Origin of the sequence: Pseudodesulfovibrio tunisiensis, from assembly GCF_022809775.1 — a bacterium.
Lineage (GTDB): Bacteria > Desulfobacterota > Desulfovibrionia > Desulfovibrionales > Desulfovibrionaceae > Pseudodesulfovibrio > Pseudodesulfovibrio tunisiensis.
This window is the reverse complement of sequence record NZ_CP094380.1, coordinates 3,055,649-3,073,823: the sequence shown is the minus strand read 5'-3', so window position 1 is coordinate 3,073,823 and position 18,175 is coordinate 3,055,649. Positions and strand designations below refer to the sequence as shown.

Annotated in this window: 15 protein-coding genes and 1 pseudogene; 7 read left to right on the top strand and 9 right to left on the bottom strand. The window is 61.4% G+C overall.

The genetic code is table 11. The features are described 5' to 3' along the window. Positions 1-30: 30 nt before the first annotated feature. On the top strand, positions 31-2,505 hold the full coding sequence (locus MPN23_RS14735) for a heavy metal translocating P-type ATPase (protein WP_243544963.1): 2,475 nt from the start codon (positions 31-33) through the stop codon (positions 2,503-2,505). Positions 2,506-2,513: 8 nt separating this feature from the next. Here MPN23_RS14735 and MPN23_RS14730 read toward each other — a convergent pair whose 3' ends face one another. Continuing rightward, complete coding sequence (locus MPN23_RS14730) at positions 2,514-2,837, bottom strand: hypothetical protein (protein WP_243544962.1); 324 nt, start codon at positions 2,835-2,837, stop codon at positions 2,514-2,516. Positions 2,838-3,395: 558 nt separating this feature from the next. Between MPN23_RS14730 and MPN23_RS14725 the strand changes: the two are divergent. The 3 genes and pseudogenes from MPN23_RS14725 to MPN23_RS14715 all read left to right on the top strand — a co-directional run bounded on the left by MPN23_RS14725 (position 3,396) and on the right by MPN23_RS14715 (position 6,639). Then, positions 3,396-4,761 (top strand): annotated as a pseudogene (locus MPN23_RS14725) (sodium-dependent transporter). A gap of 122 nt (positions 4,762-4,883) precedes the next feature. Then, positions 4,884-5,549, top strand: a complete 666-nt coding sequence (locus MPN23_RS14720; protein ID WP_243544961.1) for an HAD family hydrolase — start codon at positions 4,884-4,886, stop codon at positions 5,547-5,549. Positions 5,550-5,604: 55 nt separating this feature from the next. Then, positions 5,605-6,639: an HD-GYP domain-containing protein gene (locus MPN23_RS14715; RefSeq protein ID WP_243544960.1), complete on the top strand. Its 1,035-nt coding sequence runs from the start codon at positions 5,605-5,607 to the stop codon at positions 6,637-6,639. A gap of 23 nt (positions 6,640-6,662) precedes the next feature. On the opposite strand, the gene MPN23_RS14710 is transcribed toward MPN23_RS14715, so the two are convergent. The 6 genes from MPN23_RS14710 to MPN23_RS14685 form a co-directional block, all read right to left on the bottom strand. After that, complete coding sequence (locus MPN23_RS14710) at positions 6,663-7,538, bottom strand: cell division protein FtsX (RefSeq protein ID WP_243544959.1); 876 nt, start codon at positions 7,536-7,538, stop codon at positions 6,663-6,665. Next, positions 7,535-8,230: a cell division ATP-binding protein FtsE gene (gene ftsE, locus MPN23_RS14705; RefSeq protein WP_243547403.1), complete on the bottom strand. Its 696-nt coding sequence runs from the start codon at positions 8,228-8,230 to the stop codon at positions 7,535-7,537. Before ftsE ends, MPN23_RS14710 begins: the two co-directional genes overlap by 4 nt. Positions 8,231-8,363: 133 nt before the next feature. Next, positions 8,364-8,975, bottom strand: coding sequence for a class I SAM-dependent methyltransferase (locus tag MPN23_RS14700; protein ID WP_243544958.1), 612 nt, complete (start codon positions 8,973-8,975; stop codon positions 8,364-8,366). Positions 8,976-9,034: 59 nt separating this feature from the next. Then, positions 9,035-9,361: a carboxymuconolactone decarboxylase family protein gene (locus tag MPN23_RS14695; protein WP_243544957.1), complete on the bottom strand. Its 327-nt coding sequence runs from the start codon at positions 9,359-9,361 to the stop codon at positions 9,035-9,037. 383 nt (positions 9,362-9,744) lie between these two features. Then, positions 9,745-10,236, bottom strand: a complete 492-nt coding sequence (locus tag MPN23_RS14690) for a Crp/Fnr family transcriptional regulator (RefSeq protein ID WP_243544956.1) — start codon at positions 10,234-10,236, stop codon at positions 9,745-9,747. Continuing rightward, positions 10,211-12,736, bottom strand: coding sequence for an ABC transporter transmembrane domain-containing protein (locus MPN23_RS14685; RefSeq protein ID WP_243544955.1), 2,526 nt, complete (start codon positions 12,734-12,736; stop codon positions 10,211-10,213). Before MPN23_RS14685 ends, MPN23_RS14690 begins: the two co-directional genes overlap by 26 nt. Positions 12,737-12,898: 162 nt before the next feature. On the opposite strand from MPN23_RS14685, the gene MPN23_RS14680 reads away from it, so the two are divergent. The 3 genes from MPN23_RS14680 to MPN23_RS14670 are packed head-to-tail and all read left to right on the top strand — an operon-like array spanning position 12,899 to position 15,839. Further along, positions 12,899-15,034 (top strand): SpoIIE family protein phosphatase, encoded by a 2,136-nt coding sequence (locus tag MPN23_RS14680; RefSeq protein ID WP_243544954.1) that lies wholly within the window; start codon positions 12,899-12,901, stop codon positions 15,032-15,034. A 10-nt stretch (positions 15,035-15,044) separates the two neighbouring features. After that, positions 15,045-15,494, top strand: a complete 450-nt coding sequence (locus tag MPN23_RS14675) for an ATP-binding protein (protein WP_243544953.1) — start codon at positions 15,045-15,047, stop codon at positions 15,492-15,494. A 12-nt stretch (positions 15,495-15,506) separates the two neighbouring features. Then, positions 15,507-15,839 (top strand): STAS domain-containing protein, encoded by a 333-nt coding sequence (locus tag MPN23_RS14670; protein ID WP_243544952.1) that lies wholly within the window; start codon positions 15,507-15,509, stop codon positions 15,837-15,839. Between the two features lie 72 nt (positions 15,840-15,911). Here the strand turns inward: MPN23_RS14670 and MPN23_RS14665 are convergent, their stop codons facing one another. After that, positions 15,912-17,495, bottom strand: coding sequence for a HEAT repeat domain-containing protein (locus MPN23_RS14665; RefSeq protein ID WP_243544951.1), 1,584 nt, complete (start codon positions 17,493-17,495; stop codon positions 15,912-15,914). 34 nt (positions 17,496-17,529) lie between these two features. Continuing rightward, positions 17,530-17,988 carry a chemotaxis protein CheX gene (locus MPN23_RS14660; RefSeq protein WP_243544950.1) on the bottom strand — a complete coding sequence of 153 codons (459 nt, stop codon included), beginning with the start codon at positions 17,986-17,988 and terminating at the stop codon, positions 17,530-17,532. Positions 17,989-18,175: the final 187 nt, after the last annotated feature.

The following is an 18,175-nucleotide window of genomic DNA, read 5'->3' as shown; positions in this document are numbered from 1 at the left end:
AATCAATTTCAACCACAGGGATATATTTTTATGAATACGGTGCAAGCACAGATAAAAGGGATGCATTGCGCGGCCTGCTCCGCGCGGATCGAGCGCGCGGTGGGAGCCATGGACGGCGTGGAGTCCGTGGCCGTGAATCTGGCCGCGGAAACCATGAGCCTGACGCACGATCCGGACACCACAAGCGTGGAGACCGTGGCCGAACGCATCAAGGAACTCGGATTCGAGGCGATCTTTCCGCAGGACAACGGCCTTGAGGAGCTGAATCTGGTCATCGGCGGCATGCATTGCGCAGCCTGTTCCTCCCGGCTGGAGCGCGTGCTGAACGGACTGGACGGCGTGGACTCCGCCAGCGTGAGTCTGGCGACCGAAGCCGGGGAAATCTCGTTCGATCCGGCGACCATCTCGCGCAAGACCATCCGGCAGGCCGTGGCTGACGCGGGCTTCACCTCCGAGGTGCGCAGCCCGTCCGCAGCCCTGTACGAGGAACGCCGCAAGGAAGCCGAAGCCCGGCTTGCGGCCCAGAAACGGGCGCTCATCCCGGCGTTTCTGTTCGCCTTTCCCCTGCTGATCCTGTCCATGGGCCACATGTGGGGCATGCCCCTGCCCCAATGGCTGGACCCGGCGCATTCGCCCGTGACCTTTGCTCTGGCCCAGCTCCTGCTGACCCTGCCCGTGGTCTGGTCCGGTCGGCATTTCTACCTTCAGGGCATCCCGGCCCTGCTGCGCGGCGGCCCGAACATGGATTCCCTCGTGGCCACCGGAACCGGCGCGGCCTTCATCTATTCCCTGTGGAACACCGTGGAGATTCTGGCGGGCATCGACGTGATGACGCGCGTCATGGACCTGTACTACGAATCCGCTGCCGTGCTGATCGCCATGATCTCGCTGGGCAAGTATTTCGAGGCGCGCAGCAAACTCAAGACCTCGGACGCGATCCGCGCCCTGATGCGTCTCGCTCCCGAGACCGCCACTCTGATCCGGGACGGCGAGCAGAAGACCGTGCCCGTGGACGAGGTGGAACCGGGCGACGCCCTGCTGGTCAAGCCCGGCGAACGCATTCCCGTGGACGGAGCCATTGCGGACGGTTCCTCCTCGATCGACGAATCCATGCTGACCGGCGAGTCCATGCCGGTCTCCAAGGGCGAGGGCGATCCCGTGGCAGGCGGCACCATGAACACGCACGGCGCGTTCACCATGACCGCCACGCGCGTGGGCGGAGACACCATGCTGGCGCGCATCGTACGGCTGGTGCAGGAGGCGCAGGGCACCAAGGCGCCCATTGCCAATCTCGCGGACAGGATCAGCTTCTATTTCGTGCCCACGGTCATGAGCATTGCGCTGGCAGCGGGCCTTGCCTGGTATTTTTCGGGCGCGGATTTCGCGTTCAGCCTGCGCATCTTCGTGGCCGTGATGGTCATTGCCTGCCCATGCGCCATGGGACTGGCCACCCCGGTCTCCATCATGGTGGGCACGGGCCGGGGCGCGCAGCTCGGCGTGCTCATCAAGTCCGGCCGTGCATTGCAGGAAGCCGGAAATCTGGACACCATCGTGTTCGACAAGACCGGCACCCTGACCCGGGGCCGTCCCGAGCTTGTGGAATGGACCATGACCCGAGGCACGGCCGCCCGGACCGAAGCCCTGTTTCTGGCTGCCGGAGCCGAGAGCCGAAGCGAGCATCCCCTTGCCCAGGCCCTTGTGCGCCATGCCCGGGAAAAGCAGCTTGATCCGCCCGAACCCACTGCGTTCGAGGCCATTCCCGGACGCGGCATCCGCGCCACGGTCATGGGCCGCGAAGTGCTCATCGGCAATGCGGAACTGCTCGCCGAAAACGACATTTCCCTGATCGACGATCCGTTCACCACCCGGGAAATCGAACGCTATGCGGCCGAGGGCATGACTGCCGTGTATTTTGCCAGCGAAGGCCGATTCAACGCGGTGTTCGCCATTGCCGACACCATGCGCGACGAGACCCCGGAAGTGATCGCCGAACTCAAGCGGGAAGGCATGCGCCCCATCATGCTCACGGGCGACAACGAGGTCACGGCCCGCGCCGTGGCAACGCGCGCCGGAATCCATGAAGTGATTGCCGGAGTGCTGCCGGACCGCAAGGCCGACGAGGTGGAGCGCCTTCAGAAGGAAGGCCGCAAGGTGGCCATGATCGGGGACGGCATCAATGATGCGCCCGCACTGGCCCGGGCCGACATCGGCATAGCCATGGGATCGGGCATCGACGTGGCCGTGGAATCCGGGGACGTGGTGCTCATGCAGAGCGACCTGCGTTCCCTGCTCACGGCCCTGCGCCTGAGCCGCGCCACCATGGGCAACATCAAGCAGAACCTGTTCTGGGCCTTCGCCTTCAACACCATCGGCATCCCGGTCGCTGCCGGACTGCTGCATGTGTTCGGCGGGCCCACGCTCAACCCCATGATCGCGGGAACCGCCATGGCCATGAGTTCCGTGACCGTGGTATCCAACGCCCTGCGGCTGAGGTTCTTCAAGTAGTCTGAAACCTAGTGCGTGGCCTGCCGCACTTCGCGGAAGCCCCACTGGCCGGACGGGATTTCGGCATAAAAGGACTCGATGTCCGCGCCCTGAAGCCGGAGCATGATGCCCAGATTGCCGGAATCCTCGTGCCAGTACATTTCCTGCGTCAGCCGCTCGCGCATGTGCGCGAACGACAGGCCGTAGGCCACGCACAGGGCCTGAAGGTGCCGTCCCACGCTGACCTGCGCCTGTCCGGTGATCCACACGTCCGTGACTGCCACGGAAAAGGTGCGGTCCACGTTCCACCCCATTGCCTGAGCCTCTTCCATCTGGTGCGCGTTCAGAAACATGACTTGCCTCCGTGTCGCCTTGCCGGGCCGCGGAGAACGAGGATCGATGCCGATTCCGAAAAAGCCCCTTCGGGCGGATGAGGATGAGCAGGATGCGGGGATTTCGTCCGTTTCCCGGCGTTTTCCCTGTGCCGTGAAACATGCGCAAACCATGCCAGCAACCCGAGCATGCAAGTCGGATTTCGTTTTTTATACAGGGTTCGGAAGTCCCGGCCCTGAAATATTTCGGAAAAATCAAGGCCGCACCTTCACGTCGGGCAAGCCCACTCTCCCCGACTTTGCCTTGAATCCCCATCCCCCGAGGTCAGTTCGTTGACGAAAACGTCAATTCCCCAATTGTTCCTGACGAAAACCGTGCAAGGAAACGTACCACTGCCCGGAATTCGCCACGAACCGGGGAAAAAAGCCGCCAGCCGAGGCCAGCCAACGCTTTCCATGGAACAATATGGAATCGCTCATACTATTTAAACATTGCATGAAACGGCAGAAAAGATTATCGAAGTTGCGCTTTGAGAGGGTATTTTTCTTCGTTTTCAACCGCAATCACAGAGAAACTGCATGTCTGCCAATCAAAAAAACATGGATGGGTTCGCCACCAAACTCGGCGTGCTCACGGCCACGCTGGGGTCGGCCGTGGGGCTCGGCAACATCTGGAAATTTCCCTACATGACGGGTGAGCATGGGGGTGCCACCTTTCTGTTCGTCTATCTGGCCGCCACACTGGTTGTCGGCCTGCCGGTCATGATCTCCGAGATCATGCTCGGCCGCCATGCCCAGGGCCAACGCGGTCACCACATGGAAGGCCGTTGCCCCGGACAACTCCCTGTGGATGCTCGTGGGCGTGGGCGGCGTTGCCGCGGCCTTCTGCATCATGGCCTTCTACACCGACGTGGTGGGCTGGATCTTCGCCTACATCGTCAAGGCCGTGACCGGCGCGCTCTCCTCTACCGATCCCAAGGTGGGCGAGGCCGCGTTCAACAGCGTGGCCACTGCGGTCATGCCCTCCCTGCTCTGGCAGTGGGGCGTGCTCGCGCTCGTCAGCGTGATCATCATCGGCGGCGTATCCAAGGGCATCGAAAAGACCACCAAGACCCTGATGCCCATCCTGTTCTTCATGCTGGTGCTGGTCTGCATCCGCTCCCTGACCCTGCCCAAGGCCATGGACGGACTGGTCTTCCTGTTCCGGCCCGACTTTACCAAGATTTCCGGCGAGATGGTGCTGATGGCCATGGGGCTGGCATTCTTCAAGCTCTCCATCGGCATGGGCACCATGATGACCTACGGCAGCTACTTCCGCAGCGACGCCAACGTGCCCATGGTGGCCACGCGCGTCATGCTGGCCGACCTGACCGTGTCCCTGCTGGCCGGACTGGCCATTTTCCCGGCCGTGTTCAACTACGGCTTCGAACCCGCTGCCGGCCCGGGCCTGCTGTTCATCACCATCCCGGCGGTGTTCAGCTCCATGCCCATGGGCCAGCTCTTCATGGTCGTGTTCTTCGTGCTCACGGGCATCGCCACCATCGGGGCCATGCTCTCCCTGTTCGAAGTGCCCGTGGCCTTCATGATCGGCAGCGGCCTGGGCTGGACGCGCAAGACCTCCACCATCGTCACGGCCGTGGCCCTTGCCGTGGTGGGCTCCACTGCCACCCTGTCCAATTCCGTGATGAGCGACGTGACCATCTTCGGCATGACCTTCTGGGATTTCTACGACTATCTGTCGTCCAACATCCTCATGCCCGTGGGCGGCTTCTTCATCTGCGTGTTCGCGGGCTGGAAGTGGGGCAGAAAGCGCATCCACGACTGTCTGAGCAACAACGGCGTGCTCAAGAACGAATCCGTGATCGCGGCCTATTCCGTGGTCGTGAAATGGGTCACTCCGCTGCTGGTGCTCATCGTCCTGCTCTCGGGCCTCGGCGTCTTCTAGCAGCCTGCCTGTCACAACCGAATTCGAAAGGCCCTTCCGTTCGCGGAAGGGCCTTTTTCATGATCGAGTATCATCGGCTTGTGTTTTCGCGACTTCTGCCCCATGCTTCAGCTGGAGCAATCATGAAATTCGACGCCATACTTTTCGACTTTGACGGCACGCTGGCCGAACTCACCATCGATTTCGACCTGATGAAGTGCAAACTGGCCGCGCTTGGGGAATGCTTTCTGGACAGACGTCCCGAACCGGGCAGCACGCCGGCCCTGGAGTGGCTGGACAGGCTGGCTCGCGAAATCGGCAGGAAAGACCCGGCTCTGGGGCAGGAATTCCACAGCCGGGGCCGACTGGTCATCACGGCCATGGAACTGGACGCGGCCCGGGAAGGCCGACTCTTCCCGTTCACCCGCGACGTGCTGGCCGATCTGCGCAGACGCGGCATTCGCACGGGCATCATCACCCGCAACATCACACCTGCGGTCAAGACCGTGTACCCGGAAATCGAACGGGAATGCGACGCGTTCCTTGCGCGCGAGGACGCGAAACGGGTCAAGCCCGACCCGGCACATGCGCTTCAGGCCCTTGACCGCATGAACGCACGCCCGGAACACACCCTCATGGTGGGTGATCATCTTCTGGACATGGAGACCGCACGCCGAGCCGGAACACGCGCCGCAGCCGTCACCTCGGGCAAACTCGGTCCCGAAGCCTTTGCTGCCTGCGCCCCGGACTTTCTGGCCCCGGACGTGGCCGCACTCATGAATATACTGGAGTCAGACAAGGCCATCTAATAGCCTTTTCGCAGGAACTCTCTCCAAACGAATCCCTGCGGGCATCAGGTGTGCCATGAACGATCCGCTGAAAAACGCCATGACCTCTGCGGAGGTGACGCGCTCCCTGCGCGAAAAGAACCGCCAGCCCGAGGCCGGGCCTGCGGGAGACGCACGAGTTTCCGTCCGCAAGGAACTGCGCGTTGCGGACAGGCTGTACGACGAGGCCGTAAGTTACGCGCACGGGTTCATGGACGACGTGCGCCAGGGAAAACCCTTCGACTTTCACGACGCCACCCCTGTGGTGCGGGACTTCATCCAGTCCGTGTTCCGCAACGAAAACGCTGCCGCAGCCATCTGCAAGCTCAAGGCGTTCGACGAATACACCTACACCCATTGCATCAATGTCTCGGTGCTGTCCGTGATTCTGGGCAGAAAACTGGGCCATTCCGAAGACCGGCTTCTGGATCTGGGCATTGCGGGCATGTTCCACGACGTGGGCAAATCCCTGATTCCCACAGCCATCCTGAACAAGCCCGGCAAGCTCTCGGACAGCGAGATGAACGAGATGCGCACCCATCCCCTGCTCGGCTTCGAACTGCTCAAGCAGCAGAAGGGCATCCCGGACTCCGTGCTGCGCGCCTGTCTGGAGCATCACGAACGCTACGACGGCAGCGGCTATCCCCGCGCACTTCAGGGCGAGGACATCCACGACTTTTCCCGCATCGTGGCCGTGGTGGACGTGTACGACGCCCTGACCAGCCGACGCGTGTACAAGGAGCCCATGCCGCCGGGCAAGGTGCTGGCCATGATGTACAAGTGGCGGCTCTCGGATTTCCACCCCAACATCGTGGAACATTTCATCAGGAGTCTGGGCGTGTACCCGGTGGGAAGCTTCGTGCGTCTGCACGACGGCAGGCACGCCGTGGTGATGGACCACAATCCGGCCGCTCCGCTCCGGCCGATCGTGCGCGTGGCCTTTGACCGAAACTTGCGTCCGATTCCGCGAATCCTGCTGAATCTGGGTGACTCGCAATCCGCGGGAAATCCCATTGCGGACGTGATCAACCCGTCCGACCACGGCATCGACGTCTATCGGCTGATCAACTGATTCCGAACCGCCCCCGCAAACTGCTAGCGCACTGCGACCCAGCTGCTGGCCGTGGACACGAGTGTCACGGCTCCGCCAAGTATCAGGGCATACTCCATGGGCAGGAATTCCAGCCGGATGAACAGAGGCGGAAAATTCAGGGCATCCTGCGTGAACAGAAACAGGGAACGCAGCAGGCCGATCCCGGCCGCGGAACCGAGCAGCCCCTGCACCAGCCCGCCCGTGAGCAGAGGCCAGCGAATGAACCACGGCTTGGCTCCGACAAGGGCAAGAATCTCCACTTCGTCCATGCGCGTGAGCAGGGAAAGCTTGATGGTATTGTGCACCACAAGGGCCACCACGAGCGCGAGAAACCCCAGCAAAGGCCAGACAATGGCCTGCGACAGGGATATCCACCCCTGCCCCAGATCGGGCTGCAGCGGGGTGTAGGTCACGGTTTCCACACCGGGCAGGGACTTGATGCGCGAAAGCAGGTCGCCGGCCCAGCCCTGCTCCTGCTTTTCCGGAGGCACGGCAAACGAGACCAGCGCCGTGTACGGCAGGGGATTGGTATCCGCGAGCCAGGAAAAATCTCCGGCCTGTCCCAGAGTTCCGGCCAGTTCGGTCAGTGCGTCCGAGGGCGTGAAGGTCTTGAGTTCGGACAGATGGTCGAGGGAGCCGATGGTTTCCACGTCCCGGGAAACCGCATCCACGTCCGCGCCCTGCTTCCAGTATATCTGAAACTCGGCCCGGCCCCGGGACTTGAGCAGCTCCAGATTCACGTTGTGCAGGCCCGTGAGAATCACGCCGATGAGCAGAGTGACCATGGCCACGGCCACAAGGGTCAGAAGCTGGGCAAAGGGATGCAGCCGCAGGTCGGCCAGTCCGCGTCCGGTGAGCCGGAAGAGCTGACCGATCATGCCTCGTCCTCCTCGTCATCATCAATGGGATCGCCGTCCGGCGACACGGCGCGGCCGTCCCGCAGATGGAGAATCCGGGCCTCGGGCACGCACTCCAGCACCTCTCGGCTGTGGGTGGCCATGATGATGGTGGTGCCGTACGTATTGAACTGCTTGAATATTTCCATGAGATGCATGGTCAGTTCGACATCCAGATTTCCGGTAGGCTCGTCCGCAAGAATGAGCTCCGGATTCGCGACCATGGATCGGGCGATGGCCACGCGCTGCTGCTCTCCGCCGGAAAGGCGGCGGCACGGGGTGTAGGACTTGGTCTCCAGTCCGAGGGCGCGAACAATGGCCCGCACCCGCCGTTCCAGATGCTGACGCGGCATGCCCCGGACCTCCAGAGCCATGGCCACGTTGTCGAACACGGTGCGGTTCGGCAGAATCTTGAAATCCTGAAACACCACGCCCACGCGACGGCGCAGCTCCGGGATGTGGCGCTTGCGCAGACGGCTGAGTTCGAACCCGGCCACCTTGGCCCTGCCCCGGATCATGGGCATGGCTCCGTACAGGAGTCGCAGCAGGGTGGTCTTGCCCGCCCCGGAATGTCCGGTGAGGAACAGGAATCCGCCCTTTTCCAGAGAAAAGGACACATCCTTGAGCGCCCAGTATTCGCCGAAATTGTATGAGAGGTGATCAACCCGGACCATCATGCACCAGTATGTACCCGGAACCGCGCGCTTTGTAAAACCATGCGGCCGGATTTCGGAGCGCAGGTCCGCGACGGAATCCGGAAAGGAATCGACGGCCTTGCGCAGGAAATCCCGGCTCCGGAACAACGTGCTAGACAATGGTCACGTATAGCCCGGCCCAGCCATGGAAAAAGGTTCGTGCAGGCAGGCCGAGCAGCCCCATTCCGGAGAGAAAGGCCTCGGTGCCGCCAGCCTGCAGGTAATGCTGGAAATGCCGGTAGTGATCCGCTCCGGCCAATCGCTCCACCGAGCGGATGCCCAGCCCCATCCACAGGGCCTGCCCCGGCTCGGGCACGCGGTAGTCGGCAATCACCACCGGGCCGGACCGCCGGGTCACGCGCACGGCCTCGCGCACGATGTCCCGGGCCGTGCCCTCGTCCTTTTCATGCAGGCCGAAACAGATGGCTGCGCCGTCGAACTGGTCGTCCTCGATGAACAGGGACGAGGCATCGCCGTCGATGAACGTGGCGTCCGGGTGTCTGGCGCGAGCCACGCGCAGCATGGCCGGGGACAGGTCCACGCCCACGGCCTCGATGCCGTGCCGCTCCAGTTCGCCGGACAGCAGCCCGGTGCCGCAGCACAGGTCCAGAACCCGGGCGCAGCCGCGCGTCCGCATGGCGCGGACGATCGCCTTGTGCACGGGCTTCAGGAACGGTCCCACCACGGGATCATACACATGCGCGGCAAACCGGTATTCATCCATGTCTCACGCATACCGCAAATTCTGCGGCGGGAGAATGGCTTTCCGCAAAATCCCCGGGATCAGAACAGCTTTTCCACCTCTTCGTACACGTGGCGCATGTACATCATCTTGGGCGAACCGCCCATGGCCACGGCCAGCAGCCCCGCATCGATGATCTCGTCCTTCGTGGCTCCGTGCACGGCCGCGTTCTGCACGTGAAGCGAAATGCACATGTCGCACTGGGACAGGATGGAGCAGGCAATGAGGATCAGGGACTGATACTTGTCCTCGATGGCGCTGCCCTTCTTGATGGTCGAAGTGAAGCTCTGATAGGACTTGAAGACGTCCCGGCGATGCCGGTTCATGAGCCGAAACAGTTCCGTGGCCTTTTCCGCAGGTTCTGGCATGGTCGCCTCCCCGATTGAAAGGGTTCTCCGGCCCGGGCCGGAATTCATGCATGCATCGCCCGAAAACCGGACGGCACAACAGCAAAAATCCCGCGCAACAAGAGCGCGGGCCTTGACGGCTCGATGCGTAACTTTTCGGAATCTGAAGGAGTTTTTCCTAGCCCCGGCCCGGAGACTGGCATAACCGGGCCGGGGCATTCATGAGAGGGAGAGAGTCCCGATTGGGTTGAGAAGGGGCCTACTTCGATTTTCCATGCTTGTAAAGGGGAAAAGCCCCCTGAAAAGGGAAAAATGTGCAAATATTTTTGGCGCGCACGCAAAAAATCATCTCGTTTTCGAGCAAAATGAAGGTCGATTTTCAAGAAAACGCGCATAAACCCTCGTCATAGCAGGCTCACGCCCGGATCGTGCGGTCCGGGCCCCCGGGCCAGCTCCCGTTTTTCCCAATCCACGATTCTGGCGACCATGACACGCAGGAAAATTTCCCGCTCGTTTTCGGCCTGACACAGATACTCGCGAATGCTGTCCCCGGGCAGAACCAGACAGGTCAGCCCGCTATGCGCCAGCACCGTGAAAAGCCGCTCCACCCCGTCCAGCAGCCCCAGTCCGCCGAAAAAGGCGCCGGTGCGAAATTCCCCGATTTCCCGTTCGTCAAGGACAACGCGGGCCTCGCCCCTGATCACGACATACGCGTTCCGGTCCGTTTCCCCGCGCGAAAACACGGCGTCCCCGGCACGATAGGTCGTACGCCGGCACAGCAGGGCCACACGCCTGACCGACTCCACGGGCATGTCGCTGAAATGCGGCACGGTCCGCAGCAGTTCCACGTTCTCGTCGAATTCGCAGCCGTCATTTCCTTCCCTGGACAAGCTCATGCAATGCTCCCTTTTTCTCCATGAGTTCCTCGTAGCCACCCTGCTCCACGACCCTGCCCGCCTTGAGCACCACGACCTTGTCGTAGAACCTGAGTACGTCCAGACGATGGATCACGGCAATGACCGTGGATTTGCCCTTGAGCTTGCTCGTGATGATGTTCTGCACCCGGGTCTGGGACTTGTTGTCCAGCGCGGCTGTGGCCTCGTCCAGAATGATCACTGCGGGATTCTTGAGAAAGGTCCGGGCCAGTGCGATCTTCTGACGCTGGCCGCCGGACAGCCTGTCGCCCATGCTGCCGACCTGGAACAGCAGTCCCATCTCCACCACGGGTTCAAGCACGCCTTCCATGATCAGGAGCTGGTACATGCGCTGGGAGACCCGCTCCTCGGCCCCGGCCGAATCCGCACGCACCCGGCCGAACAGGATGTTGTCCTGAATGCTCCGGTTGTGAATGTATTCGGACTGGTCGAAAAAGCTGAACGCATCGGGATCGCGCTCCCGGATCAGTGCCCCGAAGTCGTCGCGGCAATCCACGACCATGCGCATGAATTCCGAGCTCATCCCGGCCAGCTTGTGCAGTCCGGGCACGAACCGCAGCCCCAGCTTGACCAGCATGCCTTCCTCGTTCGCGGACAGCGGTTCGTCGCTGTCCAGCCGGATGGCCAGTGTGCGGTAGGTTTCGTATTCGCTCTCGGGCACCGGGCTCTGGCCGAACATGTCGGCAGTGGGTTCCGGGCCGAGCGCGTCCACGGTGCGCCGGGCCAGATTCGATCCCAGACTCACCAGATAGGGGCGCAGCCCGTGGGCGTCCATGAACTCCACGAACACCGGGTTGGCATGCAGATGCTCGGGGTCGAACTCCTGTTTCAGAGGCGCCCCGAACGCGATGTTCTCTGCCACGGTCAGATAGCGGCTGTACTCGGTGCGGTCGAAGAACTCGATGTCCCCGGCCACGTCCACGGTCAGCCCGTCCGCATGCTCGGCCTGAAACGCGGCCCGGGCATTGATCACCGCGCCGACAAGCTCCCGGTCCTCTTCCGGGTCCAGACGCGACCGGAGGCCGAAACTGAGCACGTCGAGAAACAGCCCGACCTGCTGAATGGTCTCGATCAGCTTGTCGAGGCTGGGGTCTCCGCCGTCCGCGCAGGAACCGCCCTGAAGCCCGAGCGCCTCGCAGGAATACAGCAGGTTGTCCCTGACCGTGCCGTCGAAGATGAACGGATGCTGGGCCACCATGCCGAGATTGTAGGTGATGTCCTGCTTGGACAGGGCCGAGACCTCGTGCCCGCCCAGAAGCACGTTGCCCCCGCTGTATCGGTACAACTGGGCAACGCACAGGGCCAGCGTGGACTTTCCGCTGCCGGAAAACCCCACCAGCGCCACGTGCTCCCCGCCCCTGACCGAGACGTTGACCCGGTCCAGCAGCTTGATGTTGCCGCCCACCACGTACGTCAGGTCCCGAATCTCCAGATCGTTGTCCAGCACGTACGGCTCGCGGCCCTGCACGCACTGCTCGAATTCCGGGGCATGGTCGAAGGAACGCATGATCTGCCTGTAGCGCACGGAACTGTCCTGATAGACCTGCCAGAACTCCATGAGTTCCTTCCACGGGTCGTAGATCATGTCGTAGGCCGCAAGGTAGGCCACAAGGGAACCGAGATCGAACCGGCCCTTGATGGCCAGATAGCCACCCACCAGAAACAGCACGAACGGGCCCATGTTCTGGAACAGGTTGTTCACGGCCTTGATCCCGAACTTGTAGGCGTTCATCCTGATGGTGGCCTTGTACAGATTGTTCAGGGCCACGCCGAACTTGCGGGATTCAAGGGGAATGGATGCATTGGAATGCACCTCGTGCACGCCGGAGACCGCCTCGCCCACCAGACCGGAGAGCTCCTGCGTGTGCTGCATGCGCACCCGGTTCGCCCGGCGGAAATGCTTCTGGATCTGCGGCAGCACGAAGAGCTGGACCACGTACACGGAAATGGACAGGGCCGCGAGCTCGGGATTCAGGTAGAACAGATACCCGGCCACGCCGAAGAACGTGAACAGGTTGACCGCGGGCATGGTCACGGACTGGCCGATGAACGTGGCCACGGGAATGAACTCGGTCACCAGATAGGCGATGACATTGCCCGGCGAGGTACGGCGGTAGAACTGGATGGGCAGGGAAAGCAGATGCTCGTAGAGCCGGGTGCGGATCGTGACCAGCGTGCGCTCTCCGATGTATATCTGCATCAGGTTCATCACGTACTTGAGACCGCTGGCCGCCGTGCGAAACGCAATGAACAGCCCCACGTAGAGAAAGAGCTTGTCCAGATCCTTCATGCCGATGGCTTCGTTGATGATGCGCTTCTGCAAATCAAGAGGAAGCACGCGCATCAGGGCAATGGCCACGGTCACGAGCAGAGCCAGAACCTGAAGCTTCACGTTTCTGTAGAAAATCCATGAGAACAGGGAAGTCTTGGTGATGCGTCGGGTATCATTGGGGTGCGGCATGAGCGGCGTCCATGTTATGTGTGGGTTTGTATCGCCTCTCTATAGAAAATATCCTCTTTGTTTCCAAGTATAATTACAGACTGTCCGCATCCTATGGACAGAAACCCGATATTCGTGCTCAATACGGGGAACGGCAACGCACCATCAAATTCCGGGACAACCATGAAGTTGCGCATTCGCTGGAAATTCTTTTTCGTGCTTCTGGCCTTCAGCCTGATTCCCCTGTTCGTGTTCAGGGGGGTGATGAGTCGTGTCAGCCTGCGGGTTCTGGACTCGGTTTCCAGCCGCACACATGCGGAGCTGCTGGACATCATGACCGGCGAGATGGAGCGCATGACCGTGACCTACGCCACGCTGGTCGAGGAACGGGCCATGAGCGTGGGACTGGTGGCCCGCATTCTGGCGCAGCAGGCCGAAAAGGCGCTCGCCCTCCCGGACGCCAATGCCGAACAGCCAGTTTTCGCCCGCGATTTCGACATGGGCCGCAACCTTCCGGAAGATACGGCTCCCAGATCGCCCTATTACCGGCAGACCATGATGGGCAAGACCAGACCGCTTCCCGTGAGCATGACGCATCCCGCATTCTTCCTGCCCGGGGCATCCCGGACGCAGGACGGAGAGGACCGGAAAATCCGGGAACTCGTCCAAATCGGTCCGGTCATGGCGGACCTGTATCAGGGGCTTGAAGGGGCCGCGTACTGGCTCCATGTTTCGCTGAACAACGGCCTGCACATGGTCTATCCCGGGCATGGCGGCATTCCCATGATGTTCGACCCGAGGGATCAGGAGTGGTTTCGCCGGGTGCGCAAGTCCAAAACGCTGACATGGACCATGCCTCTGGTGGACCCGACCCTGCGCAGCGGGGTGGGCACCGTGAGCTATCCGATTCTGGACAGGGACGGAAACTTTCTGGGCGCGGCCGGGGTGGACATCCCGATTTCCGCCGCGCTCATGGACATGTCGCAGCACTCGGAATGGGAACGCAACCTGGATCATCTCATGGTGCTCCAATCGGAGAATCCGGCCACGGAGGCCCCCGGCCTGAGCATTCTGGCCCAGCAGGAATATGAAAGCGGCTCCCACCATTGGCGCATGGAATTCTCGCCAGAGTGGCTCGGCTTCGATCAGCCGGGAGAATTGCGGCAGCTCATCACGGCCATGGGGGAAAGGAGTCAGGGGCACATGGCCCTGTCCTACAAGGGCAAGCCCTCCATCTGCGCCTTTGCCACGGCCGACCACAACGTCGCCTTTCTGGTCATTGCTCCGGAAACCACGGTCAATGCCCTGCCCGATGAAATCGTGACGGCAATGGATACCCTGTTCATCGAGATGCGCAACCTGTCCGCCGCGGTCGTGGGTTCCATGCTCGCGTTCGCGGCCCTGCTGGCATGGTTCGGGACGCGCCGGGTCACGAGCACCCTGCTCTCTCTGGTGGATATGGCGCAGAAGCTGTCCGCCGGGGACTTCGATGCCCGACTGGACACGCGCACCGGCGACGAGCGCGACATACTCATCTCCGCGCTCAACCGCATGGGCCCGAAGCTCCGGGACCAGGTCCGCCTGCGCCGGAACATGGAGCTGGCCGAGGAAGTGCAGCGACTCCTTCTGCCCTCCGCCGAACCCGTGGCCGAGGGCTACGACATTGCCGGGGGCATTTCCTATTGCGACCGGACCGGCGGCGACTACTATGATTTCATTCCGCTGGAAACCGGCGACGGTTCCTCGGCACTGGGCGTGGTGCTCGGCGACGTGGCCGGGCACGACACGGCGTCCGCCCTGCTCATGGCCACGGCTCGCGGCCAGCTCCACACGCTGGCCGGGCTGGACATGAACCCGGCCGAACGCATGGGCACCATCAACGATTCCCTTGCCCGCGATCTGGACGGCACCGGGCGTTTCCTGACCCTGTTCTATCTGCGCCTGAAATCCGGCTCGCCGCGCATCCGCTGGGTTCGGGCCGGGCACGATCCAGCCTTCGTGTACATGCCGGACTCGGATTCATTCGACGAACTCGGCGGAGACGGCCTGCCGCTGGGCGTGCTGGCCGGCACGCAGTACGAGGAGCGGGAACGCGACCTGCCCGAGGGCGCGCTCGTGGTCATGGCCACGGACGGCGTCTGGGAAGCACGCAACAACAGCGGGCACATGTTCGGCAAGGAAAGAACCCTTGCCATCATCCGCGAGAACGCACATAAACATGCTGAAGGCGTGAAATCCGCGATCATGAACGCGGTGGCCGCCTTTGCCGACGGCAGGCAGGATGACGATATCGCCGTGGTGGTGATCAAGAAAATCTGACGGAATGCGCATGGCCGAAAAAAGCATCAGCTTCACCTTGACCAACAAGCAGCAATGCTTTCAATGCTTCCAGCCCATCGTGGAAGAATTCGGCGCGGCCAACGGACTGAAGTCGAAGACGGTCTTTCATCTGACTCTGGTCCTGGATGAACTCATCACCAACATCATTTCCTACGGCTATGCCGACCATGACGAGCATCCCATAGAGGTCTCCATATCCCTGGATCGGGACACGCTCCGAATCCGGCTGGAAGACGATGCCAGACCCTTCAACATTCTGGAGGCGCCGGAACCGGAACTGGACCTGCCTCTGGAGGAACGAGCTCGGCCCATTGGCGGCATGGGCGTGCATCTGGTCCGAAACATGATGCACAACATCGCGTACAAACGGGAAAACGGAAAGAACATCCTGCTGCTGGAAAAACAACTGACACAAAACGGCTGCGACAGCCGCAATTGACGGAGGTGTACGGTGGCTTTGAGTGAACTCAAGGAAAACGGCGTGACCATTCTGGCTGTGGATGGCAGTCTGGACGCGGAGGAAACCCAGATTCTGGAGACCAGGGTACTGGCTCTGCTGGAATCCGGGGAAACCGCCCTGCTCTTCGATTTCTCGGGGCTGGACTACATCAACAGCTCGGGACTGCGCGTGCTCGTGCTGGCCTACCAGCGTCTCAAGAAGACAGCCGGCAAGGTCGCCATATGCGGCATCAAGGACTACATTCAGGAAGTGTTCGAGGTCTCGGGCTACGACCGCATTTTTCCGCTCTTTCCGGACCGGGGGCAGGCACTGGCCGGAATGTAGTTGCACAAGGACAGAAAAAGAGACCGCCTGCGCACGCAGACGGCCTCTTTTTCATTGGAATTTTTCGAAAGTCTAGCCAAGGACTTCGGTAATCTTGGCCTTGAGCTCGTCGGGCTTGAACGGTTTGGTGATGAACGCGGTCACGCCCGCCTTCTCGGCAAGATTCTGCTGGGAAGCTTCGGACTCGGTGGTCACCATGATGATGGGGATGTCCTCGTAGCCCGGGGTGTTGCGCACCTTGCCCACCAGCTCCATGCCGTCCATCACGGGCATGTTCATGTCCGTGATGATAATGTCGAACTCCTCGCCCTGCTCGATGAAATCGAACGCCTTTTCCCCGTCCGGGGCCACAAAGGCTTCGAAGCCGAGGTCCGTGAGAATGGCACGATGCATGGCGCACATGGAACGGGAATCGTCCGCGGCCAGCGCCTTGCGCGCTCCCACGCCGACCTCCGGCAGTTTGGCCAGATCGTCCTCGGCCCTTGCCCCACCGATCTCCGCGAGCAGCGAACGGAACTCTTCCTGAATTTCCGAATCCTTGGAAACGGAAAGGGACGCAATCAGCGCATCTCCGGCTCCGGCGTTCTCGTACAAAGCGTCGAAAATGCGCGTGGCCTTGGAATTGATCACGGCGCGGGCCAGACGATCGCTCTGGGCGTCGGCCTTGCAGATCAGGTCGGTCAGGGTGGAAATCATGCCCGGATTGACGTGGCGTTCCAGCCCGCCGACCACGGCCATGAGAATCAGTTCGTCGGTCTCGTGCAACCCATCCACAAGGCAGATGATGCCCTTCATGGTGCCAATGCGGCCCAGCGCCTCGTACAGGGCATAGCGCACGTTCAGGTCTTCGGCCAGTCCCTTGTCATAGGCGGCGACAAGGCCATTGGCCCCGTTGCGGTCGCCGATGAACCCGAGCACGTTGGCGGTCAGGATGCGCATGTCCGTATCCCCGGTCTCGAACGCATCGAGCAGCATGGGTACCACGGGCGAGCCGATGGTGATCATGGCGTCCGTGATGATGCGGCGTACCGTGGGATTCTTGTGATGCAGATGGGAGACCAGAAAGGCACGGGTTTCCTCCAGCGGGAACGAGGCCAGGGCCTCGATGGCCTTCCAGGTGGTGATCTCGCATATCTCGTAGCGGTCCGGAGCCTCGCTCTCGATGAGCAGATTCCGGAAATACTCGATGGATTCCTCGTCGCCCAGCTTGCCGAGCGCCTCGATGCACGAGGATTTGATGAACGGGTCCTCGTGTTCCAGATGGAGGCGGAACACGGGCAGACCCACGGGATCGGCAATGCGCGCCAGCGAGGTCAGCACCTCCATCAGGCGATCGGGATCGGCCTCGGTCTCGGCAATGGCAACAAGGCCGGGAACCGCGCTCTTGAATCCATGCTCCCCGGCAACGCGAATGCACAGGATGCGATATCCGTCGTGCTCGTCGGTCAGCCCTTCCACGACCTTGGGTTCATTGTTGGAAAGCACGGCGTTCAGGGCGTTCACCACCATGTAGTCGATTGAGGTGTCGCCCACGGGGGCCTTGAGCAGGGCCACGAGGCCGGGAAGTGCCTCGGGGTCCTTGGTCCCGGAAATTTCATTCAGGATCGTGATCTGATCCAGGAATTCCTTGTTTCTGAAATCATCTAGACTGGTCATGGTTTCCTCTCCCCGTGGCTGGCGTTCCAACTGGCTATTCGAAGCAGAATTCGATGGTGAAATCTCCAAATTCGGTCGAGAAGGGGATCGCCATGATCGGCGATTTTGCCATATGCGAAATGGTGTGGTTGTCGCCCATGATGACCGAAGGCGTGGAGCCCTGGAACACAAGGCCCCTTTCCGCAAGTCCGGCTCGCGCCTGTCCGGAAATCATGTTGGTCAGTTCGCCCACCGCGTCCTTGACGTCCTGCATGATGTCCTCGATCTCGTCGCCAAGCATGTTCTTGACGATGGCGACCGCACATTTCTTTGAAAAGGACATGGAAACACTGCCGCTCTTGTCACCGGTAATGCCCACCAGACCGGTAACGTCTCCCACGGCCACGGCATTTTTCTTCACATACGGCCGGCCGACCTTGGGGGTTATGAACGCCATGGTGGACAACACGTCCACAGCGGCCTTGATGAAGGGCTTTGCCAATTCGACATCCATGTTATCACTCCTTGCCTGTGAGCGGATTGCTGTACCCCGTCCAGAGGTGTAGTCGCCCAACGGGTTCAAATCATTGCATGAAACAGAGTTTTCATTTTCCTGCGGCTCTGTTCCGGAATACTCCGTCCGTAATGTAACTACCTATCGGCTTCAAAGTGCCGGGTCAAGTCGTGTAGATTAGAAATAA